This window comes from Candidatus Desulfatibia sp., assembly GCF_036446775.1.
In the GTDB taxonomy this organism is placed as follows: Bacteria; Desulfobacterota; Desulfobacteria; order Desulfobacterales; family UBA11574; genus Desulfatibia_A.
The window spans coordinates 1-13,365 of sequence record NZ_JAZFTO010000193.1 but is presented as its reverse complement, the minus strand read 5'-3'; the positions used below and the strand labels follow the sequence as shown (position 1 = coordinate 13,365).

Here is a 13,365-nt window from a genome sequence, read left to right as displayed (position 1 = left end):
CTTCAGCCCATCTTTGGCTGATACCTCACTCGCAAAATCCGCGAAATAGCCAGCTATTCCTGTGGTTTTGCTCTCTCGGATCAGCCAAACCTGAACCAAATCTGAGCGCCAATTCTGCGAAGTTATTTTTGCGCGAACCCTTAGCCTGCCGTTGCCATATAGCTTACAAGCCGGCTTGATGTTTGACGCAGCTTTTTACTCAACAACAACGCCAGCCCTTTGAGAACTTTCATGCCTATTACGGAGTATTCTTTCATAATCACTTCAAAATCATTGCCTTCCAGGGTGAACAGGGTCGCTTTGGTTTTGGCCCTGACTGTAGCTGACCGCGGTCTTTTATCAATTATAGACATTTCACCGACCGACTGACCTCTGGCCAGGGTATTCAATACAAAATTTTCTCCGGTAATCGTCTTTTTGGTTACTTCCAGTCTTCCATCGACCACAAAACAGACATATTCGCCTCGGTCGCCTTCTGTAAAAAGAGTTTCACCCTGCTCGATCTCAAAAAGCTTGATGTGTTTTTCAATGATTGGCAACTCGTCCGCATCAAGGCCGGCAAACATTGGAATCTTAATCAGCAGATCCGTAATGGTGTCTTTCATCATTCCACTCCTTGGCAGCTATCCTGGATATTCGGGTTAGTGAAGAGAAAGCGCCCTCTATTTACATACCGTAAACTGCCTGTTTGTCAAACGATTTTTTACTCGAACCGCACCGATTCTTGCACATCGAGGATAAGCCCGGATCCCGACATATCAAAAAGTTAGGTTCAAAGGTTCAATGTTCAAAGGTTCAGAGGTTGACCCCTCATTTAATTACTCCACTATACTCCACTTAAACTTATCTTGCTTTTTTAAGTTTTAACATTTGTGAATTATTATGAAAAATTTGGCCTATGGTTGTTTTTTTCTTGACATTTATCAAAAAATGTACTTTTATTCAAATAAAGTGGATTAAAGTGGATAAACATGGTGAAAAATGTTTAGAGGAAGCTCCTCCCATACCATTGATTCAAAAGGACGCATCATCGTTCCGGCCAGGTTTCGCGAAATCATTAAAGCCGATGACAACAACGGTGTAATGATATCCAGGATGGACAGCGGACTGGTGGGTTATACACATACGGAATGGCGTAAAATCGAAACTCGAATATTGTCTCTGGCCGAAAAAAGCGACAACATGCGCCGGTTTCGAAGGGTTTTCATAGGTGGAGCTTTTGAATGTCCGTGCGATAAACAAGGCCGCATCCTGATTCCGCCCATGTTGAGGCAATATGCAGATCTTAGTCGGGAAATTATTCTCGTCGGCGTGCTTGATCATTTTGAAATCTGGTCCCGCGAAAAGTGGGAAAAAGAAAACCTGCATATGGAAAAGGACATGAAAAAGGAGGAGGTCAGAAACGAAATCGCAAAATTAGGACTCTGATTCTATGTCGTTGGAACACATTCCGGTAATGCCGAAGGAAGTGGCTTTCTATCTGGGTTGCAGGCCGGGGAAAATCTATGCAGACTGTACTTTAGGGGGTGCGGGACATGCCCGCAGAATTTTGGAAAAAATTATCCCCGGCGGTGTTCTGATCGGTATAGATCAAGACAAAGATGCCATTTGGAATGCAAAAAAAGTGCTAAAATCGGCTGACGTAAGCGTGCACCTCTTCCATGATAATTTTATAAATCTTCCTGATATTCTTCAACACTTGAAGATTGCAGCCGTGGACGGCATTCTTCTCGACCTGGGCATATCACTGCATCAGCTCAAAGCAAGTGGCAGAGGGTTCAGTTTTCACAAAGATGAGCCCCTCGACATGCGGATGGACGTAACATCAAAAACAACTGCTGAAGATTTAATAAACCGGCTGGAGGAAAAAGAGCTTAAAAAAATTTTTTACACATACGGAGAGGAACGTTGGGCCGCGCAGATTGCCAAAAAGATTGTCAACCAAAGAGAGCTCTGTGCCATAAAATCGAGCGCGCATCTGGCCCAAATAGTACGTGAAGCGATTCCCAAGCCGGCGCTGAGCCAAAAAATACATCCCGCCACCAGAGTGTTCATGGCGCTTAGAATCGCTGTCAACAGGGAGCTTGAAATGCTCGATTTGTTCATGGAAAATGTTGCAGCCATTTTAAACCCTAAAGGCCGCCTCTGTGTTTTATCTTTTCACTCCCTGGAGGACCGCATTGTCAAACATCGCATAAAAGCCCTGGAAAAGGTCTGCGTGTGTCCGCCGAATTTTCCTAAGTGTATTTGCAATCAAAAAAGAGTCTTGCGCTCTTTAACAAAAAAAGTGGTGCGTCCGACAGAGAATGAAATTGACAAAAATCCCATGGCAAGGAGCACAAAATTAAGAGCCGCCGAGAAGATATAGCGTGATGAGCCGAAAAAGCCGAAAAAAGCCGCGTAAGCTTAAGGAAACCGGAATCTGGATAGTTCTCATGTTTTTCTTTATTTCGGAGCTTTTCCTTTATACCTGGAGCCGGGTCCAATGTGTGGGAATCGGATATGAAATTTCAAAGGCTGCCAACCGCCAAAAAGAGCTTGTTGCTTTGCAGAACAACTTGAACCTCGAACTGGCCAGCCTGAAATCTCCTGCCAGGATTGCTGAAATTGCAAAAACCCGGTTTGGCTTGAAAATGCCTACATCGGAACAGATGATAATAATCCCATGAAATCGACTGAAACCAAACATATAAATTCGCGTACAATCATCATAGGTATATTCTTTAGCCTTTTTTTCACGGCAATTGGCGCCAAAGCTGTTTATCTGCAAATTTTCCATGGCCCGCACCTCTCTCAAAAAGCTGCCGACCAATATGAAAGGTCTTTCAAATCAACCGGAAAACGCGGAACTATCTATGATACCCACCTTGCCGAAATGGCCGTCAGTATCGATATAACATCTATCGTAGCATATCCTCCGCGCATTGATGATATCCGGGCTGCTGCCAAATCTTTAGCCAAGGTGTTGAAAATTGATCTAAAAATGCTTCAGCACAAACTTTCATCTGAAAAAAAGTTTGTTTGGATTAAACGTCGCGTCACCCCTAAAGAAGCCCTCTCCGCCCGTGACCTTAATATTGCCGGGATAGATTTCATCTCCGAACACAAACGCTTCTATCCCAACAAAACGCTGGCAGCCCAAGTACTTGGATTTACAAATATCGATGACAAAGGCCTGGAAGGCATCGAATTCTACTACGACAATTATCTGCAAGGCGCATCCGGCAGTTTTACGATTATCAAGGATGCCCTCGGCCGGGGTTTTGAAGCAGAAGATAATCAGCTGCCGAATTATAGCGGGAATAATCTCATCCTCACTCTTGACCGGACCATCCAATACATTGCCGAAAAAACCCTTGAAGAGACCGTCAATAAATTTGCAGCCAGGTCCGGAATTGTAATCGTAATGGTTCCTGAAACAGGGGCGCTGCTGGCCGTTGCGCATTATCCTCTTTTCAATCCTAATGCGTTTAGCGGTTTCAGCCGAGAAGATTGGAGGAACCGCTCAATCACCGATCCGTTTGAGCCGGGTTCCACCATGAAGATCTTCAGTGCGGCGGCGGCCCTGGAATCCGGAAGCAGCACCCCGAACAGCATTTTTTACTGCGAAAACGGCGCTTACAAAATCGGAAAAGACGTCGTCCACGACACGCACCCATACGAATGGTTGACCCTGGCGCAAATCGTTAAGTATTCAAGCAATATTGGTGCCGTCAAATTGAGTGAAATTACAGGGCCCGAATCGCTTTACAAAATACTGAAAGATTTTGGTTTCGGTACAAAGACCGGAATAGACGGCCCGGGCGAAACAACCGGCAGCCTGGCACATTATAGCCGTTGGAGCAAGATTGATACCGGAACCATAGCCTTTGGCCAGGGCATTTCCGTCTCCGCCCTGCAGCTAATTACGGCCGTGTCCGCCATTGCCAACGGCGGGATTCTCATGAAGCCGTACATTGTCCAGGCCGTAACGGACCGCAACGGCGGACTGATAGCAACCTTCGGTCCCCAAACGATTAGAAGGGCCGTTTCGGCAACAACAGCCAGCGCCATCGCCCGCATCATGCAGACCGTAATTGCCAAAGGCGGTACCGGCATCAAGGCCGCCCTGGAGGGATATTCGGCCGGTGGTAAAACCGGTACAGCCCAAAAAATAGACGAGAACGGTGAGTATGCCAAAGGAAAATACATGGCCTCGTTTGTCGGATTCGCACCTGCCGAAAAGCCCGAAGTGGCAATTCTGGTTGTCATCGACGAACCTCGGGAAAAGTATTACGGCGGTGTTGTTGCGGCACCGGCATTCAGGAAAATCGCCCATAAGACGCTCAATTACATGGGCATACCGCCCGAAAACAAAACCGATAAATTAACTGCTTCTCTGGAAAACGAGGCCTGAAGATGAATCTTTCAAGTTTGCTCGAAGCCATCACGCCGCTTAGGATTACAGATCCCGGTGGTGTCCGTCCCGAAATAGGCTCGATTCATTACCGGGCGCAGAATGTTCGGTCCGGCGGTCTTTTTGTAGCCATAGAGGGCCTTGCAGCAGACGGCCACGACTTTATTGACGAGGCTGTGGCCCGAGGAGCCCTGGCAATCATTACCCAGAAACCCGTTAGTAAAGAATCGGTTATCATCGAGGTTGAAAACAGCCGCAAGGCCCTTGCGGACGTCTCTGACCGGTTTTACGCCAGTCCGTCGCAAAACTTAACCATGATCGGAATAACCGGTACAAACGGCAAAACAACAACAGCATTTTTGGTTGAACGCATCCTGCAGCAAACCGGTTTTAAAGTCGGGGTCATCGGCACTTTGAATTATCGATATTCCGGCAAGACCTTCAGCAGCCCCATGACAACCCCCGAATCTCTGGATCTCCAGAGGATTCTGGCAGATATGCTCAAAGACGGCGTCACCCATGTTGTCATGGAAGTTACTTCACATGCCATCGATCTTCACAGGGTTGATCATTGCCGTTTCGATGTCGCTGTATTTACTAATTTAACCCAGGACCATCTCGATTATCACGGCGACATGGAATCTTACTGGCAGTGTAAAAAAAGAATGTTTACTGAAATCTTAAATTCAGGCCCTAAAAAAAACCGGGGATCGGCTGTACTTAATCACAATGATGAAAAAGGCCAGGAACTCTTAAGCCTGTTTTCAGAAAGAGCGGGCCCATCTGCGGTGCTTTCCGTCGGTACTGCTGCCGGCAGCAACATCCGGCCTCACAATATCGAATACGACCTGGCCGGTATGAAAGGCCGCATTGCAACGCCCGGCGGCACGTTTGAACTCAAATCATCCCTTGTAGGGCGCTATAATCTGGAAAACATCCTTTGTGCAACCGGAGCAGGTATTGCGTTGAATCTCTCCCTGGACACTATTAAAGCCGGCCTGGAAGAGGTTGCCGGGATTCCGGGACGTCTTGAAAGTATTGCCAATGATATTGAACGCTTTGTATATGTCGATTACGCCCATACCCCTGATGCTCTCGATAATGTGCTCTCTGTCTTAAAAAAGCTGGCGTCCGGCAAAATCATCTGTGTCTTCGGCTGCGGCGGCAACCGCGACCGTGCCAAACGCCCTCAGATGGGTGCAATTGCAAGCAGGCTCTGTGACCTTAGCGTGATCACAAACGATAACCCGCGCACAGAACCACCCCGAAAAATCATCGACCAGATCCTTGAAGGGACTAAAAAGGCCGCCGTACACCAATATACCTCTTCGGATCTGGCAGCCGGCTTTCAACAAAGAGGCTATGTTGTCGAACCGGATCGTAAAAAAGCCATCCGGCTGGCGGTGCTGGCATCGCGCCCGGGCGATACCGTCCTGATCGCCGGCAAAGGCGATGAAACCTGTCAAATCATCAAAGAGAGCATTGTTCCATTTGACGACCGCGCAGAGGCCCGGGCAGCACTTTCAGCCCTGGCCCGGATGTCTCAGGCAGAGCATCAAACAGATTCTCTGGGCAAAGGACCTTAAGGCTGATGACAAAACCAATACCTTGGACCACTGCTGAAATCCTTGAAGCAACAGAGGGAAATCTGTTGTGCGGAGACATCAACAAGGTTTTCGCGGGCGTCTCCATCGATTCGCGCAGGATCGCCCCGGATAAGCTCTTTGTGGCCATCAAAGGTGATGTTCATGACGGCCACAATTTTTGCGGCGACGTTATCGATGGTGAAATTGCGGGCTTTGTCATCAGCAAAGACCACGCCGATGCGCTGCCCGGCAGGATGTGCCGGGAAAAAGGGGTTGTCTGTATCACGGTACCCGACACAGTCAAAGCACTGGGTGATCTGGCTGCTTTTCAACGAAAACGCTCAAACGTTTCGGTGGTCGCCATCACCGGCTCAAACGGCAAAACCACCACCCGTACGATGACCGCCGCCGTTGTTGCCCAATGCTTCCCTACGCTGACGACCAGCGGCAATCTGAACAATGAGATCGGACTGCCCCTGACATTGCTGAATCTCAATCCGCATCATCAGTGGGCGGTTGTGGAACTCGCTATGAACAGGCCCGGAGAAATCGAACGTCTGGGTGCAATCTGTTCGCCCCAAATCGGTCTTATCACCAATATCGCTCCTGCGCACCTGGAAGGACTGGGATCCATAGATGCCGTCATGGAGGCCAAGGGTGAACTTCTGAATAATATCAGGCCGGACGGCACCGCAGCACTCAATGCCGACGATCCGAAACTAATGCAGTTGGCGGACAAAACGCCGGCCAACGTTGTTCTGTTCGGTTTGTCAAAAAAGGGCCAAATCAGAGGCCGCTCGATCCGGGAAAAGGAACTGGGACTTTCTTTCACCCTGCTGCTGCCATCGGAAAGCATTACTATCGAGCTGGCAACTCCCGGAAGTTTCATGGTCTCAAACGCTTTGGCCGCAGCAACGGTCGGTCACTTGCTGGGAGCGAGTGCCGCTAAAATCAAAACCGCACTCGAAAGTTTTCAGCCGCTTAAAGGCCGGCTGAACCTGTTGCAAACAAGGAAAGCAATCAACATCATCGACGACACGTATAATGCTAATCCAGGCTCTATGTCAGCCGCCATTCAGACGCTGCGGTCGTTAAAAGGAGACAACCGCAGTGTTCTTGTCACCGGCGATATGCTCGAACTTGGGGAGCATTCGGAATCGCTGCACGTCAAGATAGGCGCTCTTAGTGCACGGTCGGGGATCTCGAGGATTTATGCAACCGGTAAATTCGCTGAAGCGGTGGCCGCAGGAGCCCGGGATGAAGATATGGATTCGGGCAATATTATAATCGGTTCCAAGGATTACATTGTTACAAACCTTGCCGAGTGGCTGGGTCCCGGCGACTGGGTTCTGGTAAAGGGCAGCCGGTCAATGGCCATGGAAAAAGTCGTTGAAAAACTTTTGAACTGGGCCAACGATTAGGGTATCATTTTACTAATAACAATTTGTCTTCGATAAGGAGCTTCGAGACGACAAACGATGCTGTATCACCTACTATATCCGCTGCATACCACCATATCGATCTTTAATGTATTTCGGTACATTACTTTCCGTACGATCTATGCCAGTCTTACTGCTTTTTTGATCTGTTTTTTTATGGGTCCCTGGGTGATTCGAAAACTCAGCCAGCTGCAAGTGGGGCAGTATATCAGAGAAGACGGTCCGGAAACCCACCATACAAAAGCCGGAACTCCAACCATGGGCGGCACGCTGATCATCTTCTCAATTATCGTATCGACACTCCTTTGGACGAATTTAACCAATCATTACGTCTGGATTGTGCTGCTGGCCACCGTTGGTTACGGCGGCATCGGTTTCGTTGATGATTATCTCATGCAAATCAAAAAACAAAACAAAGGACTAAACGTTCGCAATAAATTCCTGCTGCAAATTATTCTGGCGTTGGTTACCGGTATGCTGATTTACATGTCGCCGGACTTTTCAGCGCGCGTCACCATACCGTTTTTAAAAAAAGTTTCACCGAATCTTGGATACGGATATATATTTTTTGCCGCTTTTGTAATTATCGCCACATCAAATGCGGTCAACCTGACCGACGGGCTCGACGGCCTTGCCATCGGACCTTTTATCATAGCTGCAACAACTTATATGGTCTTTGCCTATGTCGCCGGGCACATCAAAATTGCCGACTATTTGCAAATCAATTACGTTGTCGGAAGCGGAGAAATAGCCGTTTTCTGCGGAACACTGGCCGGCGCCGGCCTTGGATTTTTATGGTTCAACACGTATCCGGCACAGATTTTTATGGGCGATGTCGGCTCCCTTTCACTGGGTGCGGCCTTAGGGACCGTAGCTGTCATCACCAAGCAGGAAATTCTGCTGGCGTTGGTCGGTGGGCTTTTTGTTATTGAGACTCTCTCTGTAATTTTTCAGGTCGGTTTTTTCAAAGTCACAAACGGCCGCAGAATATTTAGAATGGCCCCGCTGCACCACCATTTTGAATTGAAAGGATGGCCGGAACCCAAAATTATTGTCCGGTTCTGGATTATTGCAATTGCATTGGCGCTGCTCTCTATGAGCACGCTGAAACTACGATAGCTGCGAGTTGCGGGTTGCGGGTTGCGAGTGTAGATAGCAAAATTTCTTAACCCGCAACAGGACTTCCAACATTGTATTAGATCGCAAAATTTAATAACCGGTGAATTAGGGCTAAGTAGAACAAATTCGTAAAACATGGATCTTGCAAATAAAAATATTCTCATCGTCGGCCTCGGCACCTCGGGGATTGCAACAGCGCGCTTTGCAATAAACCAAGGAGCGTCGGTAACCGTTACTGATATTGCCCCTGCCAAAGATTTGGCCGACCATGCTCAAGAAGCCCTTGCAATGGGTGTCGACCTGGAGCTGGGCCGGCATGAAACTGAAACCTTTGAACGCGCCCATCTTATTGTTATCAGCCCCGGCGTGCCCCATACCATCCCTCAGATTTTGCGGGCCCGCAGCAAAGGAGTGCCGGTAATAGGAGAGATCGAGCTTGCTTCCAGATTCATCCGTGAGCCTGTAATCGCCGTATCCGGGACCAACGGCAAGACTACCACCACTACCCTGCTCGGGAAAATGCTCGACAATTCAGGCTTTAAAACTTTCGTGGGAGGCAATATCGGCAACCCTTTAATCGACTATGTCGACCAAAAAACAAAAGCCGAAATCGTAATAGCTGAAATCAGCAGCTTTCAACTCGACACCATCGAAACTTTCCGGCCGAAAGTTAGTGTGCTTTTAAATATTACCGAAGATCATATGGATCGATACCCTGATTTTGAGGCCTACATCAAGTCCAAGTGCCGGATCTTCGAAAACCAGCAAGCAGACGATACCGCCGTAATCAACGGCTCAGATCCGCTGATACGTTCCATCAGCCAAAACATCAAAGCCGAAAAAATGACCTTTTATCACCGCCAAGACAACAATACTGCCGCCCTAAACAGCGCAACCATAAATTGGAACGGTTCGTCCAACGCTGCCTTCATTGGTTTGCAATCACAAGGAAAGCAAACAGGGTCGATTGAGCTTTCCGGTTACAAACTTGCCGGCCGGCACAATCTTGAAAATGCTGCCGCCGCTTCCCTGGCAGCACTGGCCGTTGGTGGCAGCTTAGAAGCCATTCAGTCTACCCTGAACAATTTTCAGGGGCTCTCTCATCGGCTCGAATTTATCACCACTGTCAGCGGCGTCCGCTTTTTCAACGACTCCAAGGCTACCAACGTTGATGCTGTGGCCAGAGCACTGGAAGCCTTTAGCAGTCCGGTGGTTCTTATCATGGGGGGTCGCGATAAGGGAGGAAAATTCGGGTCTCTCAAAGAACTGGTCCATAAGCACACAAAAAAACTGATTGTAATGGGAGAAGCAAAAGAAAAAGTGAAATCTGCCCTTGGCGACGTATGTCGGCAGGCAACACAAACCGCAGACGGGATGGAAGACGCAGTCCTTTTGGCATATCAAGCCGCCCGTCCCGGCGATGTTGTGCTCCTTGCTCCGGGCTGTGCCAGTTTTGACATGTACAGCAGCTATGCCCAGCGGGGAAAAGCTTTCTGCGCGGCGGTTAAACAGCTGCAAGAATTAGGATCGGATATTTCATAAACAATGCTAAAAAAAATTACTGCTCAGGTATTTTGCCACAAAGGCACCAAGGCACAAATGTCAGTAATCAGTTATCGGTTATCAGTTTTCCCTTACTGATCACTGCCCACTTATTACTGTTCACTCGAGACTGCCTTTGCGCTTTAGTGGCTGAATAGTTGCTTTTAAATTAGAAACTAAGAGAAGAACCGAACTTATGACCGGCAACCAACATAAGATGCAAAATGCTGCTCTACGAAACTCGGGCTATGATGTCAAGCTCCTGTTCCCTGTGCTTTTTCTGGTTGGAATCGGAATTGTAATGGTCTACAGCGCCAGTTCGGCCCTGGCACTGAAAAAGTATGGAACCGGCTACTACTTTTTAAAAAAGCAAGCCTACTTCGCCCTGCTGGGAATTGTAGTCCTGATAATTTGCAGACGGATTCCTACGCGGCTTTTCCGCTCTTTGACATACCCCTTTATGATCATGGCAATCACCCTTTTGGCTGCGATCAAGTTTACAAAATTCGGACATTCTGTCGGAGGCTCGGCCAGGTGGCTGCGTTTCGGCGGCTTTACATTTCAACCCTCGGAATTCGCCCGTTTTGCCCTGATAGTTTACCTGGCCTACTCCCTGGATAAAAAGAAGGATAAACTCAACGATTTCTATGTCGGTTTTCTTCCCCACATTCTGGTACTCGGGATTTTAGCCGCTCTGATTTTTATCCAGCCTGACTTTGGCTCTGTACTGATTTTGGGCGCTATTACCTGGATCATGCTTTTTGTAGGCGGTGGCAGTCTCAGGCATCTGCTATTATCATTTGCGGCCCTGCTGCCCGTTATTTACTTTTTTATGGCCAGTGCCGAGTATCGATTTAAACGCCTCCTCAGTTTTATGGACCCCTGGCAGCATCCTTCAAATGAAGGTTATCAGATCATCCATTCGCTGATGGCATTCGGCACCGGAGGAGCCTGGGGCACAGGCATCGGCAAGGGTTATCAGAAACTGTTCTATCTTCCTGAGCCCCACACTGATTTTATCTTCTCAGTCATCGGAGAGGAACTCGGCCTCTTGGGCGTTCTTCTTATCCTGGGCCTTTATGTCCTTATATTCTGGCGCGGCGTCTGGATTGCCAGAAATACCGAAGACTCTTTTGGAGCACTTTTAGCCATGGGGATGACAACGGCAATCGGTCTGCAAGTTTGCGTTAATATGGGAGTCACCCTTGGACTTCTCCCGACCAAAGGGCTGGCCCTCCCCTTTTTAAGTTACGGCGGAACATCCCTTTTGGTGAACATGGCGTCCATTGGGATACTGATGAACATTGCAGCATTAAAACCTGACCCGAATATTGCATGAAGAATGCTGAGAAAATTTTATGGTGCCATTTGTTGAAAAAAAAAAGCTACACAAAACGCCGCAGGCGTTGCGCATCATTATTGCCGGCGGCGGCACCGGCGGGCATCTTTTCCCTGGCATTGCCATTGCACAGGAATTCATGGCCCGGAATCCAAATAGCAATGTCTTGTTCGTCGGCACCGGCAAACCTTTTGAAACCTCAATTCTGTCTGAGTTGGGTTTCAAGCATGCAAAGATAACAGCAGCAGGAATCAAAGGACGGGGAACGGCAAAGCAGGCCTTGTCGATCGCGAAAATCCCCAAGGGCATTTTTGAATCGATTATGATCCTTAAACGTTTCAAACCTGATCTGGTCATCGGTGTCGGCGGCTATGCGGCCGGACCTCTGGTCACGGGTGCATGGCTTCTGGGCATTCGCATCGCCCTGCATGAGCAGAATATTCTTATGGGCATTACTAACCGGATACTGTCGCGTCTTGCCGATCGGATATTTATTTCTTTTGAGAATACGCCCTTAGAACTAAATGGGCGTAAAGTCCACCTTACCGGTAATCCCGTACGTAAGGAAATATTACAGCGCAACGGGAACCAAAAAGTAAGCACGGTTGCAAGCTTCGGTAAACAGCGGCCCTTTACGATACTGATCATCGGCGGAAGTCAGGGAGCCCGCGGTATAAACCTGGCGGTTATGGAAACTGCGGAATACATCCGGGAAAAAGACGCGTTTTTTTTCATCCACCAAACCGGAGTTCAAGATGAAACCATGGTTAAAACCGCCTATCAGCGCTGTGGTATTGCCGGCAAGGTACAAGCCTTTTTTGTTGATATGGCCCGGCAATATCAGCAAGCCGATCTGGTGATATGCCGGGCCGGTGCCACCACGGTGGCGGAAATTACAGCTATTGGAAAGGGGGTTGTGTTTATTCCGTTTCCTTTTGCGGCCGATAATCACCAGGTTCTGAATGCACGCACCCTTACAAACGCCGCCGCTGCCGAAATGATTCTGGAGAAAGATCTTAGCGGCAGAGTCCTGGCCGATAAAATCGAATATTTTGCATCAAACCCGGAAGCCCTAAGTCAAATGGCCGCCCGGGCAAAGGATTTTGGACGGCCGCATGCGGCCGCAATGATTGTGGACAAGTGTTACAACCTAATTGAGTCAAGGTTCTAATAGTTGTTATCCGTTATTTGTTATCTGTTATTGGTTTTAGGTGAAGGATAAGTAAAGAATTCTAGCCAAGAGGACCAGGCTTTGATTTCACCCCATAGGGGTGCACCTATCTCAAATGGAGCAAATTAAATTCCAAATAACAAATATCAAATATCAAACAAATAACAATGACCAAAAGGGGAAATCCCAAATAACAAAATACAAATAACAAATAAATTCCAATGACCGAAAAAACAAATAACAAACAAAAGAATAAAAAAAAGGGGGCAGTCCAATGACCAGTTACAGGATCGCGGTGCTTCCCGGCGACGGGATCGGTAAAGAGGTGGTTCCGGAAGGCATCCGCGTACTCGAAGCGGCCGGGCGGCGTTTCGATATTAAATTCAGATGGGATACGTTTCCGTGGAACTGCGAAAACTACAAACGAGCCGGCCGCATGATGCCCGAGGATGGAATTGACCAACTTCGTAAAAATGACGCAATCTTCCTTGGCGCCGTCGGGTTTCCCGGCGTACCCGATCACATCTCCCTGTGGGGACTGCTGATACCCATCCGCCGGCAAATGCAGCAGTACGTAATCTTGCGTCCCGTACGCATGTTGAAGGGTATGGTTTCACCCTTGCGAGGGAGAGGACCCGCGGACATAGATTTTCTGGTTGTGCGAGAAAACAACGAGGGCGAGTATTCTGAGATTGGCGGACGAATCTATTCCGGGACTGAAGCTGAGACCGTTGTGCAGGAGACGATTTTCACTCGCAAAGGTGTCGACCGGA

12 protein-coding genes are annotated in these 13,365 nt (G+C 48.3%); 11 read left to right on the top strand and 1 reads right to left on the bottom strand.

Annotation, left to right across the window (positions count from 1 at the left end; translation table 11 throughout):
- Positions 1-140: 140 nt before the first annotated feature.
- Complete coding sequence (locus tag V3S16_RS09550; protein ID WP_413884455.1) at positions 141-608, bottom strand: cyclic nucleotide-binding domain-containing protein; 468 nt, start codon at positions 606-608, stop codon at positions 141-143.
- A 373-nt stretch (positions 609-981) separates the two neighbouring features.
- On the opposite strand from V3S16_RS09550, the gene mraZ reads away from it, so the two are divergent.
- The 11 genes from mraZ to V3S16_RS09495 form a co-directional block, all read left to right on the top strand.
- On the top strand, positions 982-1,428 hold the full coding sequence (gene mraZ / locus V3S16_RS09545; RefSeq protein WP_413884454.1) for a division/cell wall cluster transcriptional repressor MraZ: 447 nt from the start codon (positions 982-984) through the stop codon (positions 1,426-1,428).
- 4 nt (positions 1,429-1,432) lie between these two features.
- The gene (gene rsmH / locus V3S16_RS09540; protein WP_413884453.1) at positions 1,433-2,368 is read left to right on the top strand and encodes a 16S rRNA (cytosine(1402)-N(4))-methyltransferase RsmH; all 936 of its coding nucleotides are present in this window, start codon (positions 1,433-1,435) and stop codon (positions 2,366-2,368) included.
- 1 nt (position 2,369) lies between these two features.
- Positions 2,370-2,669, top strand: coding sequence for a hypothetical protein (locus tag V3S16_RS09535; protein WP_413884452.1), 300 nt, complete (start codon positions 2,370-2,372; stop codon positions 2,667-2,669).
- On the top strand, positions 2,666-4,396 hold the full coding sequence (locus tag V3S16_RS09530; RefSeq protein ID WP_413884451.1) for a peptidoglycan D,D-transpeptidase FtsI family protein: 1,731 nt from the start codon (positions 2,666-2,668) through the stop codon (positions 4,394-4,396). Before V3S16_RS09535 ends, V3S16_RS09530 begins: the two co-directional genes overlap by 4 nt.
- 2 nt (positions 4,397-4,398) lie before the next feature.
- Positions 4,399-5,982, top strand: a complete 1,584-nt coding sequence (locus V3S16_RS09525; protein WP_413884450.1) for a UDP-N-acetylmuramoyl-L-alanyl-D-glutamate--2,6-diaminopimelate ligase — start codon at positions 4,399-4,401, stop codon at positions 5,980-5,982.
- 5 nt (positions 5,983-5,987) lie between these two features.
- Positions 5,988-7,403, top strand: coding sequence for a UDP-N-acetylmuramoyl-tripeptide--D-alanyl-D-alanine ligase (locus V3S16_RS09520; RefSeq protein ID WP_413884449.1), 1,416 nt, complete (start codon positions 5,988-5,990; stop codon positions 7,401-7,403).
- A 57-nt stretch (positions 7,404-7,460) separates the two neighbouring features.
- A complete protein-coding gene (gene mraY / locus V3S16_RS09515) occupies positions 7,461-8,540 on the top strand; it encodes a phospho-N-acetylmuramoyl-pentapeptide-transferase (RefSeq protein WP_413884448.1) in 1,080 nt (359 codons plus the stop codon).
- A 135-nt stretch (positions 8,541-8,675) separates the two neighbouring features.
- Positions 8,676-10,082 carry a UDP-N-acetylmuramoyl-L-alanine--D-glutamate ligase gene (murD, locus tag V3S16_RS09510; protein ID WP_413884447.1) on the top strand — a complete coding sequence of 469 codons (1,407 nt, stop codon included), beginning with the start codon at positions 8,676-8,678 and terminating at the stop codon, positions 10,080-10,082.
- Between the two features lie 196 nt (positions 10,083-10,278).
- Positions 10,279-11,421, top strand: coding sequence for a putative lipid II flippase FtsW (gene ftsW, locus V3S16_RS09505; protein WP_413884446.1), 1,143 nt, complete (start codon positions 10,279-10,281; stop codon positions 11,419-11,421).
- A gap of 19 nt (positions 11,422-11,440) precedes the next feature.
- On the top strand, positions 11,441-12,592 hold the full coding sequence (gene murG, locus V3S16_RS09500; RefSeq protein WP_413884445.1) for an undecaprenyldiphospho-muramoylpentapeptide beta-N-acetylglucosaminyltransferase: 1,152 nt from the start codon (positions 11,441-11,443) through the stop codon (positions 12,590-12,592).
- A 274-nt stretch (positions 12,593-12,866) separates the two neighbouring features.
- Positions 12,867-13,365: isocitrate/isopropylmalate family dehydrogenase (locus tag V3S16_RS09495; RefSeq protein ID WP_413884444.1), on the top strand; the 499-nt coding region annotated here is incomplete at its 3' end.